Origin of the sequence: Rubrivirga sp. SAORIC476, assembly GCF_002283555.1 — a bacterium.
Lineage (GTDB): Bacteria > Bacteroidota > Rhodothermia > Rhodothermales > Rubricoccaceae > Rubrivirga.
Window position 1 is genome coordinate 17513 of sequence record NZ_MVOI01000018.1, and the last position, 19039, is coordinate 36551.

20 protein-coding genes are annotated in these 19039 nt (G+C 71.9%); 11 read left to right on the plus strand and 9 right to left on the minus strand.

The window, feature by feature from the left end:
* The first annotated feature begins 45 nt into the window (after nt 1-45).
* The 3 genes from B1759_RS19010 to B1759_RS19020 are packed head-to-tail and all read left to right on the plus strand — an operon-like array spanning nt 46 to nt 2336.
* A complete protein-coding gene (locus B1759_RS19010) occupies nt 46-999 on the plus strand; it encodes a ParB/RepB/Spo0J family partition protein (RefSeq protein ID WP_095516670.1) in 954 nt (317 codons plus the stop codon).
* Nucleotides 1000-1004: 5 nt separating this feature from the next.
* Nucleotides 1005-1625 carry a DUF5683 domain-containing protein gene (locus B1759_RS19015; protein ID WP_095516671.1) on the plus strand — a complete coding sequence of 207 codons (621 nt, stop codon included), beginning with the start codon at nt 1005-1007 and terminating at the stop codon, nt 1623-1625.
* A 57-nt stretch (nt 1626-1682) separates the two neighbouring features.
* Complete coding sequence (locus tag B1759_RS19020) at nt 1683-2336, plus strand: hypothetical protein (protein WP_095516672.1); 654 nt, start codon at nt 1683-1685, stop codon at nt 2334-2336.
* 59 nt (nt 2337-2395) lie between these two features.
* On the opposite strand, the gene B1759_RS19025 is transcribed toward B1759_RS19020, so the two are convergent.
* Nucleotides 2396-2770, minus strand: a complete 375-nt coding sequence (locus tag B1759_RS19025) for a hypothetical protein (protein WP_143537503.1) — start codon at nt 2768-2770, stop codon at nt 2396-2398.
* Nucleotides 2771-2880: 110 nt separating this feature from the next.
* Between B1759_RS19025 and B1759_RS19030 the strand changes: the two genes are divergently transcribed.
* Nucleotides 2881-3669, plus strand: coding sequence for an endonuclease/exonuclease/phosphatase family protein (locus B1759_RS19030; protein ID WP_143537504.1), 789 nt, complete (start codon nt 2881-2883; stop codon nt 3667-3669).
* Between the two features lie 379 nt (nt 3670-4048).
* The gene (locus B1759_RS19035) at nt 4049-4705 is read left to right on the plus strand and encodes a hypothetical protein (RefSeq protein WP_095516675.1); all 657 of its coding nucleotides are present in this window, start codon (nt 4049-4051) and stop codon (nt 4703-4705) included.
* Between the two features lie 18 nt (nt 4706-4723).
* On the opposite strand, the gene B1759_RS19040 is transcribed toward B1759_RS19035, so the two are convergent.
* The 4 genes from B1759_RS19040 to B1759_RS19055 all read right to left on the minus strand — a co-directional run bounded on the left by B1759_RS19040 (nt 4724) and on the right by B1759_RS19055 (nt 9799).
* Nucleotides 4724-5968: a hypothetical protein gene (locus tag B1759_RS19040; RefSeq protein WP_095516676.1), complete on the minus strand. Its 1245-nt coding sequence runs from the start codon at nt 5966-5968 to the stop codon at nt 4724-4726.
* A complete protein-coding gene (locus B1759_RS19045; protein ID WP_095516677.1) occupies nt 5965-6195 on the minus strand; it encodes a DUF3601 domain-containing protein in 231 nt (76 codons plus the stop codon). The genes B1759_RS19040 and B1759_RS19045 overlap by 4 nt, the downstream gene beginning before the upstream one ends.
* Before the next feature lie 34 nt (nt 6196-6229).
* Entirely contained in the window at nt 6230-8593 is a 2364-nt protein-coding gene (locus B1759_RS19050; protein WP_095516694.1) for an acyl-CoA dehydrogenase, read from the minus strand.
* A gap of 93 nt (nt 8594-8686) precedes the next feature.
* A complete protein-coding gene (locus B1759_RS19055; protein ID WP_158225353.1) occupies nt 8687-9799 on the minus strand; it encodes a M23 family metallopeptidase in 1113 nt (370 codons plus the stop codon).
* Nucleotides 9800-9923: 124 nt separating this feature from the next.
* Between B1759_RS19055 and B1759_RS19060 the strand changes: the two genes are divergently transcribed.
* Nucleotides 9924-10439, plus strand: a complete 516-nt coding sequence (locus B1759_RS19060; protein ID WP_158225354.1) for a hypothetical protein — start codon at nt 9924-9926, stop codon at nt 10437-10439.
* Nucleotides 10440-10492: 53 nt separating this feature from the next.
* Here the strand turns inward: B1759_RS19060 and B1759_RS19065 are convergent, their stop codons facing one another.
* Both B1759_RS19065 and B1759_RS19070 read right to left on the minus strand, forming a co-directional pair.
* A complete protein-coding gene (locus B1759_RS19065; RefSeq protein WP_158225355.1) occupies nt 10493-12550 on the minus strand; it encodes a S46 family peptidase in 2058 nt (685 codons plus the stop codon).
* A gap of 179 nt (nt 12551-12729) precedes the next feature.
* Nucleotides 12730-13428 carry a WbqC family protein gene (locus tag B1759_RS19070; protein WP_158225356.1) on the minus strand — a complete coding sequence of 233 codons (699 nt, stop codon included), beginning with the start codon at nt 13426-13428 and terminating at the stop codon, nt 12730-12732.
* Nucleotides 13429-13521: 93 nt separating this feature from the next.
* Here B1759_RS19070 and cruF point away from each other — a divergent pair, with 93 nt between their 5' ends.
* The 5 genes from cruF to B1759_RS19100 all read left to right on the plus strand — a co-directional run bounded on the left by cruF (nt 13522) and on the right by B1759_RS19100 (nt 17962).
* Complete coding sequence (gene cruF / locus B1759_RS19075; RefSeq protein ID WP_158225357.1) at nt 13522-14343, plus strand: bisanhydrobacterioruberin hydratase CruF; 822 nt, start codon at nt 13522-13524, stop codon at nt 14341-14343.
* Nucleotides 14343-15314, plus strand: coding sequence for a phytoene/squalene synthase family protein (locus B1759_RS19080; protein ID WP_198949032.1), 972 nt, complete (start codon nt 14343-14345; stop codon nt 15312-15314). Before cruF ends, B1759_RS19080 begins: the two co-directional genes overlap by 1 nt.
* Nucleotides 15311-16054 carry a 1-acyl-sn-glycerol-3-phosphate acyltransferase gene (locus B1759_RS19085; protein WP_095516682.1) on the plus strand — a complete coding sequence of 248 codons (744 nt, stop codon included), beginning with the start codon at nt 15311-15313 and terminating at the stop codon, nt 16052-16054. The genes B1759_RS19080 and B1759_RS19085 overlap by 4 nt, the downstream gene beginning before the upstream one ends.
* A 157-nt stretch (nt 16055-16211) precedes the next feature.
* Complete coding sequence (locus tag B1759_RS19095) at nt 16212-16847, plus strand: hypothetical protein (protein WP_095516684.1); 636 nt, start codon at nt 16212-16214, stop codon at nt 16845-16847.
* Nucleotides 16844-17962, plus strand: a complete 1119-nt coding sequence (locus B1759_RS19100; RefSeq protein ID WP_095516685.1) for a glycosyltransferase family 2 protein — start codon at nt 16844-16846, stop codon at nt 17960-17962. Before B1759_RS19095 ends, B1759_RS19100 begins: the two co-directional genes overlap by 4 nt.
* 28 nt (nt 17963-17990) lie before the next feature.
* Here B1759_RS19100 and B1759_RS19105 read toward each other — a convergent pair whose 3' ends face one another.
* A complete protein-coding gene (locus tag B1759_RS19105) occupies nt 17991-18701 on the minus strand; it encodes an AP2 domain-containing protein (RefSeq protein ID WP_095516686.1) in 711 nt (236 codons plus the stop codon).
* 50 nt (nt 18702-18751) lie between these two features.
* Nucleotides 18752-19027, minus strand: coding sequence for a NifU family protein (locus B1759_RS19110; RefSeq protein WP_095516687.1), 276 nt, complete (start codon nt 19025-19027; stop codon nt 18752-18754).
* Nucleotides 19028-19039: the final 12 nt, after the last annotated feature.

Below are 19039 nucleotides of genomic sequence, written 5' to 3' on the forward strand. Positions count from 1 at the left end.
CCTGCCCCGCCCGAGCGGGGACGCTCCCGACGCCTGACCCCCACCATGGCCTCCCCCAAGAAAGCCGCCCTCGGAAAGGGTCTCAGCGCCCTCCTCCCCTCTCAGCCCGACGACGCGGGTGACGAGACGGGCTCGCGCACGCGCCTCTACAACTTCGAGGAGCGCCGCCGCCTCGCGGGCCGCGTCGCCGAACTCGATCTCGACGCGATCCGGCCCAACCCCTACCAGCCCCGGACCGACTTCGACGAGACGGCCCTCGACGAGCTGGCCTCCTCGATCTCGCAGCTCGGCATCATCCAGCCCCTGACCGTCCGCGCGCTGGGCGAGGGGCGGTACGAGTTGATCTCCGGCGAGCGGCGTCTCCGCGCCAGCCGCCGGGCGGGCCTCAAGCGGGTCCCCGCCTACGTCCGCGAGGCGGACACGGAGGCGATGCTGGAGATGGCCATCGTCGAGAACGTCCAGCGCGAGGACCTCAACCCGGTCGAGGTGGCGCTCGGCTACCAGCGACTGATGGAGGAGGTGGGCCTGACCCAGGAGCAGGTGGCCGAGAAGGTCGGCAAGAGCCGCCCGACGGTGGCCAACGCGCTCCGCCTGCTGAAGCTGCCGCCGCGCGTCCAGGCATCGCTGCGGGAGGGCGCGCTCTCGTCCGGTCACGCCCGCGCCCTCGTGGGCGTAGAGAACGACCAGGACCTGCTGGATCTCCACCGGTCGATCCTGGACGACGGCCTCTCGGTCCGCGACGTCGAGCAGCGCACGAAGCAGCTCCGGGAGGGGCCGCCTGCCAAGACGACCTCTGAGTCCAAGGCGACGGCCGACGGCCCCAGCCTGTCGGAGCGCGACCGCCTTCAGGTCGAAGCCATGGAAGCCCGGCTCCGCGAGCACGTGTCGAGCCGCGTCCAGATCAAGCACCGCGCCAGCGACGGAAGCGGCACCGTCGAGATCGCGTACTACTCAATCGACGATCTGGAGCGCGTCGTGGGCCGGCTCTCCGGCGCGTAGGGACGATGCGCTGGCTCTGCGCCGCCTTGCTCCTCGGCGCCCTCGCTGGAGCCCCGGCCGCCCAGGTGGCCGACTCGCTCGCCCGTCCGGCCGCGCCGCCGGTTTCCCTGGACACCCTCACGCGGACGCCCCGGGGAGCTGTCACGCGGGCGCTCCTCCTTCCCGGCCTCGGGCAGGTCTACAACCGGCAGTCGGTCAAGGCGCCCGTGGCCGCAGCGCTGGTCGCCGGGGCCGTGGTCTACTTCGTAGATCGGCAGCGACAGTACATCCTCTACCGCAGGGCAGCGGCGTATGCCGGGTGCGTGGAGTCGCCGGGCGACCCGGAATCCTCCCCGGACCGTGTCACACTCTGTGCCGACGTGCTGGTGGCGGACATGGATGAGTACAACCGTCTCAACGCGCAGACCTCGACGACGCTGACCTCCTCGACGCTGCGGTCGATCCGTGCGACGGCGCGCAGCCAGCGCGACATCGGGGGCGTGGTGGTGCTCGCGGCCTATGCGCTCCAGGCCCTCGACGCCTACGTCTCGGCCGAACTGGCCGACTTCGATGTGAGCGAGGACCTCAGCATTCGCCTTCTCCCCCGGCCGTCAGGTCCTGCCATGGGACTGCGCGTCCGGCTCTGACGAGGAGTTAACCGACAGCGGCGGAGGCCGATACCGTGGAGACGATCCATTCGTCCCATGCGTCTCCTCGTCCTGCTCGCCTCGCTCGCACCCGCCGTGGCTCTCGCCCAGTCCCCGGCGCCCCCCGACTCGACCGAGGCGGCCTCGACCGATACCACGGCGACGGCGTCCGCGCGGCCCCTGTTCTCGTTCGCGGCCCTGTCCGACTCCGTGCGCGCGAGGCAGCCGGCCGAGCCAGAGCCGGAGCCGAAGCCGGAGCCCACGGCGGCACCACTCACCCCCACCCTGCACGTCGTCGGGACGGCCGGTGTCACGATGCTCCTCCCCGCCGGATGGGACGGGCCCGTGTCGGCCGTCGAAACGGAGAACCCCGGGTACGCACTGTACTCCGCACGGAACGACGCACCAGACCACCTGCTGGCGGGAGCCGTGCTGCGCGTCGAGCGGATCACAGGCCTCAACCCGCTCCTGCGGGAGCGCTTCACGCGCGGCCAGACCGGCTACGGCTACCACGGCACCACACCCGTCGGCCCGGCCGCTGTCCCCGACGGCCTCGGCATCGAGGTGGCGGGACCCGGGACCGGTGGCGCGGTCGCGTTCATCACGCGAGGCCCCATCCTGTGGGCCGTGTCCGTCCAGGCGCCCGCCACGACCTGGACCGCGCACCGGGCCGAAGTGATGGGCCTGCTTCTGAGCCCACGCCTGCCGTAAACGCAAGGCGGGGCGCACCGGTGTCGGCACGCCCCGCTGGACCGGACGATGACGCCCGACTAGTTGGTGCAGATCGAGCGGAGCACGCGGCGGCGCTCGTCGAGCGTGTCGCGCCAGCGCCCCTCGCCCACCTCCGAGTCGCCGAGGAAGTAGTCCCAGCGGTCGACGGTGTCCTCGTTGAGGACGACCGAGGTGGTCATCGTGGCCGTCCGCTTGAGGAGGGGCTGGAGGCCCATCTGGTGGACGAACGTGATGCGGCAGTCCCCGCCCTCGACGCGGCGAACGGAGAGCCAGTTGTCGCCGCAGACGTGGCAGGTGAAGAAGCGAGCCTCGTGCTCGTCGGTCATGAAGTCGAGCTCGTCGGTCTCGTCCGCCTCGAGGTCCATCGGGAGCATCGAGAACGAGCCGCAGGCCTTGCACTGTAGGCGATCCATAGGGCGCGGGAGAGTCAGAGTTGGAAATGATTGTCAGGCCGAGGATAACGGGTCGCACGGGATCGTCGCACCCCTGCTGATCGTCTTCACCCCGCCTTGTCTCCCTACCTGTGGCCCGTCCGACCCGCGTTTCTCCCTACCTCGCCGAGCTGATCGCTCGTCCCCACGTCTCCCCGGCGCCCCCAATCGGGAAGACCTTCCGGATGGCGTCCTACAACATTCACCGCTGGGCGGGCGTGCGCGGGGGGAAGCAGTACGAGCCCGAGCGTGCCGTGGCCGTGATCGACGAGATCGGGGCAGACGTGCTCGCGCTCCAGGAAGTCCTCCGGCCGTCCGTCGGCGACGACCCGTTGCGGGCCCTGGCCGAGCACCTCGGCTTTCACCTCGCGTTCGTCGTGACGCGGCTGCACAAGCGGGGTGAACTGGGCAACGCCGTCCTGTCGCGATGGCCGCTGGCGGGCGCTCTCGCCATTGACCTCTCGTTCGGGAGGCTGGAGCGCCGCGCCGCGCTGGCGGTCCGCGTGAGCGACGGCGAGCGTCACCTGCAGGTCGCCGCGACGCACCTCGCGCTGGTCGACCGGACGCGCGCCCGGCAGGTCGAAACCCTCCTCGGGCACCCGCAGCTGGCCGACGGACCGACGGTGCTCGTGGGCGACATGAACGCGTGGCGCCCTACCAAGGCGTCGCGCGCCCTCGACGACCACTTCACAGCGCGCCACCACAACGCCAACTGGCCGGCCTCCTTCCCGGTCGTCCGCCCCGTGCTGGCGCTCGACCGGCTCTACGCGCGTGGCGTCACGGTCGTGGAGATGGGGGCGCACATCAGCGAGGCGGCGCGGCGTGGCTCGGATCATCTGCCGATCGTCGCGACGATCCAATTGGAGAGCCAGACCTCGTAACGCGTCCTCGCCTCGGCGCCGAGGCGGGATCGCTGGCGCGGAGACCCAAAAGCGAGCGGGGTGGGCGCGGCAAACGGCGCAGACCGCACAAGACTTGGTCACATGCACCGACGCATCAGGCAGTCGACACGCTGACAAAATAACGGCATTCCACCAAGCCATAAGTGAGCCAACTGAACAGACGGGTCATATACTTCTACGTATGCCGCACCTTCCTACCTATCCCTAGGCGACCTCAAAACAGTCTACGGTCCCCCTGGCGTATTTCTGTGTCGCTTGCATACCTACCCCGTCGGTTCCGCATCCTCGAAGGGATGCAAACAATGAAGGCTAGTACCATGCCGACTGGACACTGACTACCCTCTACACCTCGAGACCCATGTACAAAGCGTTCGTCGCTGGCCTTCTCATCCTCACAGGCTGCTCCGAGAACATGGACATGTCCGACACGCCCATTCCGGCTGCTGCGCGAGCCGACGTGTTCGGCTTGGCTCCCGAAGGCGAGTCCCCTCCCGACATCGGCGCGATGACAGACGAGCAACGCGACGCGTTCGGGGATGCGATGGTGCAGATGCGCATCGACATCGGGCGTGCGATGGCGACGCCGGGAGGCTGGACAGAAGCGGACGCCCAGCTCCGTCCTCTCCTTGACGACTACCCCGTGCTTCCTGCCTATCAGGTTCGCCAGACAGCGGGCTCGATCATGCTCAACACCTACCTGCTGGGGGACGAGGTGGACGACGCCAAGGCGGACGCCCTCGGCTTCTACACCACCCTGCTCGTCGAGAGCGGCAGCCCAAACGCCCCGCTCATCGAACGGGCGCTGGCCGGACTCCGCGGCCACTGGTCCGACGGGGAGATCGCCGAGGCGGCCACGGCGACCATCGCCGCGGGCGAGCGGTACGTGGCCACCACGGCAGACTGCGCCGACTGCTCCGCGACAGAGGCCCTTCGACGGGTCCAGTCGACGGCGACCGCAGACACCCGCGCTGTTCAGGTCTCGGCCTCCATCGCGAGACTGCAGGAGATGCTGTAGAGTCGCGCCGGTGATCCGTCAACGAGGCGGAGCGGCGAGAACGGGCCTCTCCTCGGGTGGAATCGCGGCTCCCGCCGAAGGGCGGCACGAGCGCCGAAGGCCCCAGCCGCCGACCACGATCAGCAGCACGCACACGGTGCCCCAGCGCCCTCGCCAGGGATGCGGACCCGCGTCCGCCTCGGCGAGCGGCAGCGACGACGCCCACGCGAGGAACGCGTCGCCGACGGGGAGACGGCCCAGGGCGTAGGAGCGCTCCCCCCGCCACTGCAGCGGCAGCCCTGCCGCCTCGACGGTCGCGCGGAGCGCCTCCGCCGTCTCAGCGTCCCCCACGGCCCGCGCCGCCGCCACCCCGACCACGGAGGCCGGCGCGCTCACGCCCAGCACCACCGGCCCCGAGTCGATGTCGCCCTGACCGCGTCGCCCGTGCGGATACTCGCGGACCGTCGGCGCGACGCCGAGCAGGCGCGTGCCGAAGGTCGCCTCGAAGCGCGCGTACTGGTCGCGGGCGAACGCCGGGTCGATGTCGGCGAGGAACGGGATCATCAGCGCCGTCGACGAGCCGCGAGCGTCGGGGCGGACGGCGTCGTGGGGGATCAGCCCGGTCTCCGGGTCGAGCTGCTGACGGACGCGGGCGAGCCATCGTCGCGCCCCCCGTGTGTATGTCGAATCCAGCTCGCCACACTGCGCGAGGGCAGAGGCCCCGACCACGGCGTCGGCGGGCCAGGCCAGCCCCGGGTACGAGTCGGGGAAGAGGGTCGCTCCGTCCAGCGCGGCGCCGAGGCGGCGGCAACTGGCGACGAGGGCGAGGTCGGGCTCCTCCCCCTCGCGCCGAGCGGCCAGCCGAAGCTGGGCCGTCCACGCCTCGTAGAACATCCCGTGCGGCAGCCCGCCCGCCGGGCCGAAGGGCGCGCGCGTCGGGCCGTTCGTCGCCAGGGCAAGGATGGACCGCACCTCGTCGCGCGCGTCAGGTGCGGTCACCGCAGCGCGCTCCACTAGGTGGTGCCACGCCAGCCCGGTGAGCGCGAGCGTGAACAGGCGCCCCTCTGGAAAGAGGCGTTGCATCGCATCCGCCCGGTCGGCTAGAGGATCTCCGTCGCTCGCACCGCCGAAGGCCAGGAAGTCGAGTTGAGCGGCAGTGCGGTCGTCCCAGGCCCGCTCTCCCGGGTCCGGCCCGGCCGTCGCGATCCACAGGCCCCGGACGCCCGCCACCAGCACGACGCTCCAGAGCATCAGCACGGCGACCCGGCGCAGCGAGCGCGTCACGTCCAGTCGAAGAACCACTCCGCGTGCTCGCACACGTCGGACTGGCGGTCCTCGTGGAGCACGAGCGTCTCCTCGCGGAAGGTGACCTCGAACGCGCCCGTGACCGGCACGGCGCGGTAGCGCTCGAACGTCATCCGATCGCCCGGCAGCACGAGCGTGCCTGCGTCGTCGCGGAACGACTGGCGGACGACGTAGGCGACGCCGGCTTCAAGATCGGTGATGCGCATGGGTCGCTCCGCCTCGGGGCCGAGGCGGGGTGGGTCAGGGATCGAGCGGGAGACGGCCGGAGCCGATCTCCGAGCCCAGAAGTTCGTCCGGGATGCCGAACGCGTCGACCAGCTCGACGGCCACCGGCCGGAGGCGGTGCAGCAGCGCGTTGACCTGGGTCCGGACCGCCTTCGCGACCGGCGCGTCGATCAGGTTCTGCTCCAGGAACCAGCCACGGTCGTCCTCGATCCGTTCGAGCGCGTAGAGGGCACACAGGAGGCCGAGGAGGGTCTTGCGCTGGTCGTCCGCGCCCGCCTCGGCCGCAGCCTGGAAGTCTTCGAGCACCAAGCGCTCGGCGTGCGCGCGGGCCAGGGTCAGCAGATGGTCCTGGACTTCGACAAACGCATCGAACGAGTCGCAGCCCTTGTCGATGCGGCGCTTGAGCCGCGCGGCGACCTGCACGAGCAGCGTCCGCTCGCGGCGTTCGAGGAGTTCGCGGTGCCACGCCGGGTCCATGAGGTGCGCCTCGGTCGTGTTGCGGCGGGCCAGCGGGTTGATCTCGCCGAGACGCACGTCCGCCTTGTCGCGCAGGTAGCGGACCAGGCCCCACGCATTCATGTCGGAGAACTCCTGGCGGTAGCCCGCCAACAGGCCCTTTGCGACCTGAAGCTGGAGGACCGTGTTGTCGCCCTCGAACGTCGTGAAGATGTCGGAGTCGGCCTTGCGGTGGGCGATCCGGGCGGACCAGCGGAAGCCCTCGCCGCCACACGCCTCGCGGGCCTCCTGGAGCGTCGAGGTCGCGTGCCACGACGCCATCGTCTTGAGCGCCGACGCCCGGGCCTCGATCTCGCGCGTGTCGCCGCCGGGCTCGAGCGCCGAGAAGTCCTCCGCGACGCGGTTGAGCGCGAACGTCAGTCCGTAGCTGGTCGCGATGCGCGGGATGAGCCGCCGCTGGTGGCTGAGGTAGTCCAGGATGACGACCTCCTGCCCTCCCGCCGGGCCGAACTGCCGACGCCGCGCGCCGTAGCGCACCGCCACCGTCAGCCCCGCCTTGGCCGCGCTGTTGGACGCCGTACCGACCGCGATGCGCCCGCCGACGAGCGTGCCCAGCATCACGAAGAAGCGCTTGCCCGCGCTCGGGATGGGGCTCGTGTAGGTGCCGTCCTCCGAAACCTGCGCGTAGCGGCTGAGCAGGTTCGTGCGTGGGATGCGGACCGCGTCGAACCAGAGGCGGCCGTTGTCGACGCCGTTGAGGCCCATCTTGTGGCCGCTGTCGCCGATGCGGACGCCCGGCGCAGGGTCGCCGTCGGGGGTGCGGATGGGGACGACGAACGCGTGGACGCCGTAGCCCTGCCCGTCGACTTCCAGCTGGGCAAAGACCGTCGCCATCTGCCCGTGGGCGGCGGCGTTGCCGATCCACTCCTTGTGGTCGTGCTCGGTGGGGGTCTGGATCACCCACTCGTCGGTGTCCCGGTCAAAGGTGGCCGTCGTCTCCAACTCGCGGACGTTGGAGCCGTGACCGCGCTCGGTCATGGCGAAGGCGCCCGGCAGCGCCAGCGTCCCGATCTGCGGCAGCAGCTCCCGCCGCTGAGCGTCGCTCCCGAGCGCGTTGATGCTCCCGCCCCACAGCCCGAACTGGACGCCGTACTTGACAACGAGGCTCAGGTCGTGCGTCGCGATGGTCTCGAAGGCCGCCACGAACTTGGCGATGTCCCCTTCGCCACCGGCCCACTCCGGGTAGGCCAGTGCGCCCAACCCCTGGTCGGCCAGCAACTGGGTCCAGCGGAGGACGGTGTCGCGGTAGTCCGCATTCGACACCGACGGATCGGGGTAGGCGAACGCCGGGTCGCTGAGCAGACGCCGAACGCGGTTCTTGATCTCTGCGTGGCGCCCGTCGAGCAGCGCCTGCATGGCGTCCACGTCGAACGCCCGCCGGGGGAGCGCATCGTCCGCCTCGGGCCGGGCTGCGATCAGGTCGCGCACCGCCTCCTCGCCGACGACGCCCAGCAGCGCCTCGACTTCGCTGAGCGCGAGCCGGGCCTCCTCGGGGAGCCCGGCGCCGTCCCCACGTCCGGTGAGGGTGGCGAGGTCGGCGCCGAGGTCGGCGAGCGACTTCTGGGAGACGTCCGGAATGTGATGCGCCGCGCGCCGAATGGCGCGGATCCACCCGAAGTAGGTCGTCGCGGACGGCGGGGCGGCGGGGTCCATCCAAGCAGAGACCTGGGCGAGGTCGGCCTCCGTCATCCAGTCGAGCCCGGCGAGGCGGTCGCGGGTGGCCGCGATCTCAGAGGGCGTCAGCAGGCCATCGGCCCAGGCGACGTAGAGGAGCGGAAGCACAGAGGCCACACCCCGAGACAGATCGGCGAGGGGGTCCTCGGCGGCGTCGAGGCGGGCGGTGTCGGTGGGCGCGTCGGGCATCGGGCTCGGGGCGGTGTGGGGTGACAACGAGCCGGACGCGGCGAGGATGCCATCGATCAAACTTTCACTCATAACTGAAACCTCCTTCTGCCGCTACCACCGCGGCGCCTGGTCGGCCGTGGTGCTGTAGAGCGCGAAGGTCTGGTAGCCCCGGCGCGTCGGCTCGAAGGAGATCCCCCGGCGCTGCAGCACCCGGTTCGTGCTCGCGCTCGTCAGCCAGATCCGCAGGCTCACGCCGTCGACCGTCGCCCGCTCGACGGGGGTGCGGGCCACCTCGACGCGCATCGGCGCCCCTTCCTGCGTGAACTCGATGCGCCACGCAGGCACCGAGGCCGGGTCGGCCGCGGCGGCCTCGGGGCCGAGCCAGGGGTAGCGCTCGATCAGGTCGAGCGGCTGGCCGCCGGGCAGGTCGATCACGTAGCTCTCGGCGAGGGACGCCACGTACTCCGGGAACGTCAGGTCGGGGTTCTCGCGGAGGGCGAGGAACAGCCCGGCTGGCGGCACTCCTGCCAGGTTCGACCCGAAGAACAGACCGTGGGCATCCTCGCTGCCGATGTACTCCTCGAACCAGACGCCTTCGTGCCGATTGATGAGGAAGGCGATCTCCAGGTGGACGTGCGCGCGGTCCCGGCTGATGCCGCGGCCGGTGTAGCCGAGCGTTCCGAGCCGGGCGCCCTGCGCGACCGTGTCGCCCTCGACGACCGCCGTGTCGGCCAGGTGGGCGTAGAGGCTGTACACCGGGCTGTCGCTCCAGTCATGCTCCACGACCACGTAGTTGCCGTACGCCGACGCGCCGGTGTTCACGTACGCCACGACGCCCCGGTCGATGGCCATCACGGAGTCGACGGGTTCGCCGAGCGAGTCCCGCTCGGCGGGCGCGATGTCGATGCCCTCGTGGACGCGCCGGAACGTGCGCCGACCGAAAGCCGCGGGCACGGGGTCGCGGACGAACCCGTACTGTCCCCCCTCCCACTTCTCCTCACGCATGCTGTCGATGGTCACGTTCAGCCCCTGATAGAACCGCTCCGGCGCGTCCTCGAAGAGCGCACGGTTGGCCGTCGGAAGGATCAGCGAGAGGCGGTCGGGGTCGGCGGGCTCGGCGCCCGGAGAGCGAACGGCGGTCGTCGTGGCAGGGGGCGGCGTGTCGGGAGCGGCCTCACAGGCCGCGAGGACGAGGAGGGCAACGACGAGGAGACGGGAGGACATGCGGTCGGACAGAGAAGGCCTCTCGAACCCTGTCGCACGCAGTCTCCGTTCCGCCTGAGCGTGCGGACCCGGCGAATCCCCACCGCCCGCCGGGCGTCCTCCCCCTCCCCATCGCTCTCCGTCTGTGACCCGCGCCCTCGCCGTCTCCCTCGTCTCGCTGCTCGTCGCGCTCCTGTCGCTGGTGACGGCGCTGTTCGCCGTGTTCATCCCCCCCTTCCCGACCGTCGAGGGCCGCCAGGCCGAGCGGTTCGAGTCGTCCAAGGAGGAGGAGGCCTCGCTGCTGGACCACATGGTGCTCATGCAGCGCTACGTCGAAAAGGCCGCGCTGGCATCCGACGCCGGCAACACCGAGCTGACCTCGTTCTACGCCGACAAGATCTCAGAGCGCGCCACGCGCGTCATCGACGGCGGCTACGTGGTGGACGGCATCGACGTGTCCGCCATTGCGGCTGAGGTGGCCGACCCGCGCGCCTCGGCCCTCGTCGAGGCCGCCGCCAGCGGCGACCGCGCCGAGTTCGACGCGGCCTACGAGGTCATGGTGGATGGCTGCAACGCGTGCCACGCCCGCGCCGGGTACGGCCTCATCCGCATCCAGCGGCCCGACGGGGCCGCGTACCCGTCGCAGGTGTTCGGGGAATAGGGAGCCGATGAGGAGCGTGGGCGGACTCCCCGCCACGCTCCTCGACCTCCGCCCTACGGACGAAGCGTCCCGTCGCGGATCTCGGTAACCAGCCCATTGAGGCCGTAGACGTTGGTGAGCGCCTCGACCACGAGCCGGGTGTCCACCATCACGTTGCGTCCGCGCTCGGGGGCGTAGATGTAGTCGCGGACGAGCCCCTCGATGGTGCGGTCGAAGTTGAGCCCGACCAACTCCCCATCGCGGTTGACGACGCCCGAGCCCGAGTTGCCACCGATGGTGTCCGAGGTGGACGTGAAGTTGACCGGCGTCGAGAGGTCCATGCGCTCCTGAGCCTCCAGCCAGCGCGCGGGAAGATCCCACTCGCAGGGATCGGAGGCGCCCGACGAGCAGAAGCTGTGGTAGCGGTCGAAGAGGCCGTAGAGGGTGGTCATGGGCGGCGCGAGGGTGCCGTTGTATGGGTAGCCCATCACAACGCCGTCGGTGAAGCGGAGCGAGAACGTGGCGTCCGGCGGGACCGAGTTGCCGAAGGTCGCGAAGCGGACGCGGCCGAGTTGGCGAGCCACGTCGGCCTCGCGGGCGCGGAGCCCGGCGCTGGCCGAGGAGAACGCCTGGATCTCAGGGAGCAGCCCGCGGACGAGCGCGACGGCGGGGTCGTACTCGGCCTCCTGCGGGTCGGCGGACGGCATCGCCGCCATCGAGGTCTCCAGCAACCGGTCCGCCGCGACCTCGGCGGACGGTCCGTCGATGGCTTCGGGGAGGGCGAGGTCCTGCTCCTGGTAGTAGCGGCGGAGGGCGTCCACCTCGGCGATGAGGTAGGCCCGCTCCAGAAGGTCCGCCGAGGCCTCGACGGCGGCGGCGGCCTCGGCGTCGCCCATGGCGAGCGCGCGGGCGCGCTTCATGAGCGCCGAGCCGTAGTTGCGGTTGAAGAGGGTCGGGAAGGCGCGGTAGGCCGCGGCCATCTCCATCTTCTCGGCCTGGATGGCCGCCTGCTGGTCGATCAGCGCGGCGGCCTCGGGGCTGGCGGCGCGGAAGGCGCGCTCGGCGTCGGCCCGGCGGGCGATGATGATCGGGTCCGAGAGCCCGTCGAGCCGGCCGCCGTAGGCCTTGCGCGAGTTGCTCAGGCCGAAGATGCGGCTCCGGAGCACGTCTGGGTCGGAGTCCATGCCGGTGGCGAGGTAGGCGCGGAGGGCCGCCTCGCGCGTTTGGATGAAGCGGTACGTGCCCGCGAGCCCGGCGTCGCGCAGGAACTCCAGCTCCGCGACCGTCAGCCCGCGCGAGGTGCTGCCGGGATTGCCGATAACGAACACGAGGCTGCCCGCCTCGACGCCTTCGGCCGAAAGCGGGAAGTACTCCGGCGAGTCCAGCGGCTGCCCGTCGTCGCCGTAGATGCGGAAGAGCGCGAAGTCGGCAGCGTAGCGTGGGTAGGTGAAGTTGTCCGGGTCGCCGCCGAAGAAGCCGAGCGCCTGCTCGGGCGCCATCGCCAGCCGCACGTCGCGGTAGCGGCGGAAGGTGTAGGCGGAGTACTTGCCCCCGTCATAGAGCGCGACGACCTGCACGACGAAGTCGTCGGTGTCGGGGTTCGGCGAGGTGATGCCGTACTCTGCGAGCAGGCGCGCAGTGACAGCGGCCTCGGCAGCCTCGAAGGCGGCCTCGCGCTCGGCGTCGGTCTCGGCTGCGTCGACGGCCGCGCTCATGGCGTCGGTCACGTCGTCGATGGCGACGGCCTGGTCCATGAACAGGCCGGGCACGCGGCGCTCCTCGGCGCTCGTTTCGGGCTGGAAGCCGTCGTCGAGCAAGCCCTCCCCGCCGCGGTCCACCGCGACGATGTGGCGCTGCGCGCAGTGGTGGTTGGTCAAGACCAGCCCGTTCGGCGACACGAACGAGGCGGAGCAGCCCGGCATGCGGAGCGACGCCAGCCGGGCGCGGCGGTACCACGCCTCGTCGGGCGCGAAGCCGTAGGTCTCCTGGAGGTACTCGGTCGGCGGGTCCTCGAAGAGCCACATCTTGCCGCCATCGAGCGGCTGGGCGCGGGCGGCCTCGGCGTCCAGCGCGGGCTGGGCGACCGCAGGGACGGCGAGGGCGAGGACGGCGAGGAGCGAGAGCAGGCGCATGAACAGACGGGAGTGGGACGACAGGTCGAAGGTAGCGCGCCGTCTCCGGGTTCCTGAACGCCGGGGCATCTGGCGGTGCGCCTCGTCGGAGGACCACGCGGGCGTGCCGGGCGACTCCCTCCGCCCGCTCCGGAGGCCTCGCCCTGGAAGACGGACGCGACTATGCCCACGAGGAGCGCTCAGGACGCTGTTCTCGGACGGGGAGCGCCGAAGGCATCCACACGCTGCACGCTCGCCCGGAGCACGTCCGCCGCTGCCGGACCGTGGGTCATCAGCAGGTCCAGCACGCCGAGGCCCGGTACGAAGCCCTCCCCCACCTGCCGCCGCTCGGCCTCCTCGAACCGCAGCACGCGGACCGGCACGCCGACCGCCTCGGCGTCCCGCCGGGCCGACTCGGGCAGCGTGAGCACCGTCGTGGCCCCGGCGACATCGGCCACTTCGGCGAGCGCAGACGGCCTCCCCGGCAGGTCGGAGGCGCGGACGATCTCGGCCTCCGACTTCAACCACCGCGCGGTGAAGCGGACCGAGGCGACCGTGAGGTCCGCCAGCGAGCCGGGCGTGGCGAGCACGGCCGCCCACTCCGGCATCACGTGCTCGAAGAACGACGCGGACCCGTAGGCGGCGGTCAGAGCCGCGGCGTGGCGGCGGCGCCAGCCATCGTCGACCACCTCGACCTCGGTGAGCGGCTGGCCGAGGCCGGCGTGGCGGCGGGGGACGGAGAGCCAGAGCGGCCCCTGGCCGGTGCGGATGCGGGTCCGGTTGTGGCCTCCCTGGCGGCTGAAGGCGAACGTGTCGGCCAGGACGAGGCGGTCGGCGGTGAGCAGGAGCGCGGCGTACGGAAGGCGCGGGGCGAACTCGGGCGGACGGATGGCGGTCAAGAGAACCCGGAGGCGGCGGAGCGGATGGAACGCGGACGATGACAACGCCGTCCGCGCCGCATCCTTCCCGCTTCCCTCTCCCGCGCTCACATCGTGCCCTCGCATCGCGTCTTCCGCGTCTCTCTCGGCGTCTTCGCCGCCACCATCGCGTTCGCCATCCTGGGCACGCTGTCGCTGTTCATCCCGCCCGTCCGCGACTTCTTCCTGCCGTACTACGAGACCCTCGTCGCGATGCCGACGTGGACGTACATGGCGCTGCTGCCGGTGGTCTCGCTGGCGCTGTACTGGGACCAGCTCGGCGTACGGCGGTCGCTGCTGTTCCTGATCGCGGCGAGCGTGCTCGGGGCGAGCGCGGAGCTGCTGGGCACCAACACCGGCTTCCCGTTCGGGGAGTACTTCTACACCGACCGCCTGGGCGCCAAGATCTTCGGCGACGTGCCCTACTTCATCCCGACCTCCTGGTACGCGCTCGGCATCCTGAGCTACGACCTCGGCGGCCGACTGGGGCGCGGGCGCCTGGCGCGGGCGCTCTGGACGGCGGTCTTCATGATCGCGTGGGACGTGTCGCTGGACCCGGCCATGAACCAGGGCGGCGGGACGTTCGTGTTCTGGGAGTACCCCGGCGGCGGTGCGTTCTACGGAATGCCGTGGGTCAACTGGCTCGGGTGGGCGGTGACCTCGGTCGCCATCGCGTTCGCGTTCGAGGCGCTGGGCGGCATGGAGCCAGCCGGGAACGGGCTCACCGAGCGGTGGGCGCCGGTGGTCTACGCGCTCAACGTCTTCTTCCCCGCGTCGATCTGCCTGCTGTACGGCCTGCCGAGCGCGGGCGTGATCGGCCTCGTGGTGCTGGGTGCGCTGCTGTACGCCGTCCACCGGCGGACGCCTTTCGTGGGGACGCTCGCCCCCGCGTCCTAGTGGAGGTCTCTCGGTTCCTGCCCTCTCCCCCCCGCTTCGTCGCGCCCGAGGCGCCGCCCGCCGACGCCCCGCGCCGCCAGCAGGACCGGTACCTACGCCAGGCTTTCCGCCACCACAGCCGGACGTTCTCGCTGGCGACGCGCCTGCTGCCGCTCCGGGTCCAGCTGCCCGTCGCCGTCCTCTACCTGTACTGCCGGACGGTGGACACGCTGGCGGACGAGCGCGCCGCAGTAATCGGCGCCGACGCCGCGCTCGCCGAGGTGGACGCCCTCGACGAGGCGCTGCAGGCGACGCTGGCCGGGCGCCCCCCCGCGACCGGCCCGCATGCGCTGCTGTGGCAGCGCCTCGCGGAGGTCCACGCGGCCTACGACCTCCCGGCCTTCCCGCTCCGCCAGTTGCTCGACGGCGCCCGCTGGGACCTGACCGGCCGGACCGTGGGGACCCGCGCCGACCTGCTCGCCTACGCCGACCTCGTGGCGGGCTCCGTGGGCGCGGCCATGCTGCCGTTCCTCGTCCGCGATCGCGCCGACGCGGCCTCCCTCGACGCCCCCGCGCGGGCGATGGGCAACGCGATGCAGATCACCAACATCCTGCGCGACGTGGGCGAGGACTGGCGCGACCTGCGCCGCGTCTACCTCCCCGGCGAGGACCTCGCCCGCCTCGGGCTGGACGTGGGGCGCCTCGTGGACGGCGGCGGCGCCATCCCGGACGCCTACGCGAACCTCGTCGAGTCGCTCATGCGCGACGCCGAGGCGCTCTACGACGAAGGCGGACGCGGCATCGGGGCGCTGCGGCGGCGGGCGCGAGCGGGCATCACGGGCGCGGCGCGCATGTACCGCGAGTTCCTGAACGGCGTCCGCGCCAACGGCTACGACAACCTCTCGCAGCGTGCGGCGGTGCCGCTGCCGCGCAAGCTGCGGGTGCTGGTGGCCGACGACTACGGTCGCCGCCGCGCCCGGTTGGTCCGGTGAGCGGCCGCCCCGACGGTGCTCCGAACGGACCCGGCGCCCGCCTCGCCCGCGCCTTCGCCGAGCGGACGCTCCGCGCCGAGCTGCGCGCCTTCCGCCGGGTCGTCGGTGTGGGCGGAATCGAGACCGACCCTGCGCCCGGACGGCCCCTCGTGCTGACGGCCAATCATCACGTCTACGCCGACAGCTTCCTGCTCTGGCACCTCACCACCCAGGTGTGGCGCCGTCCGATGGTGGTGTGGATGGAGGCCTGGGACCGGGCGCCGCTGTTCGGCCCCGTCGGCGCGCTGCCGTTCCCCGAGGCCGACGCCCGGCGCCGTGTGCGTACGATGCGGGAGACGGCCCGGCGGATGGAGGCCGATCCCCGAACGGCGCTCTACCTCTACCCCGAGGGTCACATGCGCGTCCCCGAGGATGGCCTCGGCCCGTTCCGCGCCGACCTCCCGCGCCTCGCGCGCGTCCTGCCCCCGGCGGTCGGTTGGGCGCCCGTGGGGATCCACACGTCGTGGTGGGGCGAGAGCCGCCCGACCGCCGTGCTCGCGCTCGGCGCGCTCCACGACACGCCCGAGGCCGACGAGCCCGCCCGCCTCGGCGCCGCGCTGGACGCCGCCCGCGCCGCCCGCCCGGCCAGCCTCACCAACGGGACGGCCTCCCTCCTCCTCGGCGGCCGCCCCGGCCCGGACGAGCGCTGGGACCTCTCCCGGCTCGCCCCCCTCTACGAGCGGTGGACGTTTCGGCCGTAGGCAGAGGGTCCCGTTCAGCCGACCGCCCGCCGCACCGGAGATCCTGACCGAGCGATGTCCCCTGAGCGCCAACCCCCGTGAACGTTCTGTGGGAGGGCCCGCACGAACACCCGTCCGTTCTAGGTTGGCGTTTGCGTTGGATGTCCCCCGCCTCCTGATGCTGCTCCCGATCGCCGTGCTCCTCCTCGGGCTCCAGCCCGCCGACGCCTCGACCGTCCGCGACTCGCTGACGCACTACTACGTGCAGCAGGACGCGGCGGCCGTCGAGCGCCTGTACCGGACCCGGGCGCGGACCCGTGAGGACCGCCTCCTTTGCCTGTACCGCCTCTACCCGATGACGCTCGACGAGGGCTACCTCGCCGACATCCCGTCCGAGGCGGGCGTCCAGTCGGCGCGCGAGCTGGCGCTGATCGCGGCGCTGTGGGCCTACAAGGCATCCAGCGGCCCCGCGTGGCGCCTGCCGACCTACGGGCGCCGCTCCGAGCGCATCCTCAATGACGCGCTCGCCCGCGACCCTGCCGAGCCGTACGCGCTGCTGGTTCGCGGGCAGAGCCTCTACTACAAGCCACGCGTGTTTGGCGGCGACGTGGACGCGGCGAGGGAGACGTTCGAGCGACTCCGCCAGCGGGTCGGGCGGACGCGCGTGCCGGGCCTCCACCCGTTCGAGGCCGAGGTCTGGATCTGGATGGCCGTCCGCAGGCAGGACGCCACCGCGGGCACGCAACTCCAGCGTCGGCTCCTCGCGCGCAACCCGCCGCGCATGTTCCGGCAGTTCCTGACCGACCCTCCGTGACCGTCGCCGATGTCCTCTTGGCCGTCGTGCTGCTGATCCACGCAGGCGTGCTGGCCGTGCTCGCGGTCAACCTGCTGGCGTTCGCCCGCGACCGTCGGCGCCCGCTGCCGACCGACCTGCCGAGCGTTTCGGTCCTGGTCCCGGCGCGGAACGAGGAGGACACGCTGCGGCTGCTCCTCCCCACCCTCCTCGGCCAGCGCGGGGTGGACCTGCAGATCGTCGTGGTGGACGACGCGAGCGAAGATGGCACCTGGGACGTGCTCCAGTCCCACGCCGACCCGCGCCTGCTGCCCGTCCGCGGCGACGGACCGCCCGAGGGCTGGGTCGGCAAGCCGCACGCGCTGTACCAGGCGGCAAAGCGCGCCACCGGCGACGTGTTCGTGTTCCTCGACGCCGACGCCCAGCTCCGCGACGACCGCGCGCTCGCCCGGCTGGTCGGCCGCTGGATCGACGGCGGCGGGTCGGGCACCGCGATGACGGGCGTCCCCCGCTACCTCGACCGCGGCGCCGCCGCGCTGCTGACCAGCCTCGTCCCGTTCGCCGTTCTCGCCGCGCTCCCCATCCCGCTGGTCCCGCGGACGGCGTCGCCCGCGTTGAGCGCCCTCAACGGCCAGATCTGGCTCCTCGGTGCCGACGACTACCGCCGCCTCGCGCCCCACGAGGCAGTCAAGAACGAGGTGCTCGAGGACGTGAAGATCGGCCGCTACCTGAAGCGCTCCGGCACCCGGCTTTTCTTCCGCGACCTGAGCGGGGAGGTCGCCGTGCGCATGTACCGCGACTTCGGCGAGGCGTGGCGGGGCTTCCAGAAGAACGCGGCGCTGCTGGCGGGCGGGGCCCCCGGCCGACCGGTCACGGCGGCGTTCGTCGGCTTCCTGCTGCTCTACAGCGTGTCGTGGGTGGCGCCGGGCGTGTTGTGGGCGCTGGCCCCCGGCGGCTGGATCGCGCTCGGCACGCTGGTCCTCATCAAGCTGGCCATCGACTGGACGGGGCGCTTCCCGGTCTGGGTGAGCCTGCTGGCGCCGGTGACGCTGGCGCTGGGCGCGGGGCTGATGCTGGACTCGGCGCGCGTCCACGCGACCGGCGCGGTGTCGTGGAAGGGCCGGACGGTGGGCTGACCGGGGCCGCCTCGGGGGCGAGGCTAGGCTACCCGAACAGGGCGTCCTCCAGCTTGCGGATGGTCTCCTCTTCGCGCGCGATCTCCGCTGCCGGGCTGGCCCAGCCGTCGCCCCCGGCCGCCTCGGTGGGCACGTCGGCCGTCTCGACGATCGGCTCTGCCGCGCGGGCGGCCGCCTCCTCGGCTTCGATCTCCGCCGCGATCTGGTCCTGGAAGGGCTCCTGCGCGCGGGCGAACATGACGTGCGGCTCCTCGACCGGGTAGCCCGCCGCCTGCCGCTCGCGGTACAGCTTCAGGCAGCCATTCCAGAGTGCCCGCCGGAGGCCCCACTTCTCGACCGAGTACGAGCCCGCCTTCCGCTTGCCCGCCGCGTCGACCCAGTTGAGCTGGACGTAGAGCTTCGAGCGCGCGCCCTCGTCTTTCTCGCGAACCGAGAGGCCGACGACGCCGGTGTTGCTCCACGCCTTGCGCGGCTTCTGGGGCTCGTCGGGCAGTTCCTCCAGCAGGCGGTCGCGGTGAGCGATGGCCGCCTCCAGGGCGCCCTCACGCCCGTCGTGCTTCGCGTCGGCGAAGAACTTCGAGAGCCGCTTGCCGTCGCGCCGGGCGCGGACCTGCCAGCCGTGCGTGGGATGCCGCTTGGGATGAGCCTCGGAGGGCTCGATGTCGATCCGCGTGATGTGGTGGAGCCGTCGCGGGGTCGGCTGGCGCTCGTCGGCAGCGCCCTCGCTCTCAAGGGCCATCAGGTCGGGGTGAGTCGGACCGGGACGCGACCGAGGCCGCGGGAGGCGGGTCAGGCAGCATGCGGCGCGACGGCCTCGACGCGCGTGATCTCGGGGACCGCGCGCCGGAGGGCCTGCTCGATGCCGGCCCGGAGCGTCATCATGCTCATCGGGCACGTGCCACAGGCGCCCAGCAGTTCGAGTTCGACGACCATGTCGTCGGTGACCTGCTGGAGGCGCACGCTTCCGCCGTCGGCCATCATGTAGGGCCGGATGGCGTCGAGCGTCTCCTCGATCCGCGCGTGCAGCGCGGGGTCCGAGGGGTCGAGGGGCGTGGGATCTGCCATGTCCGCGGGGGT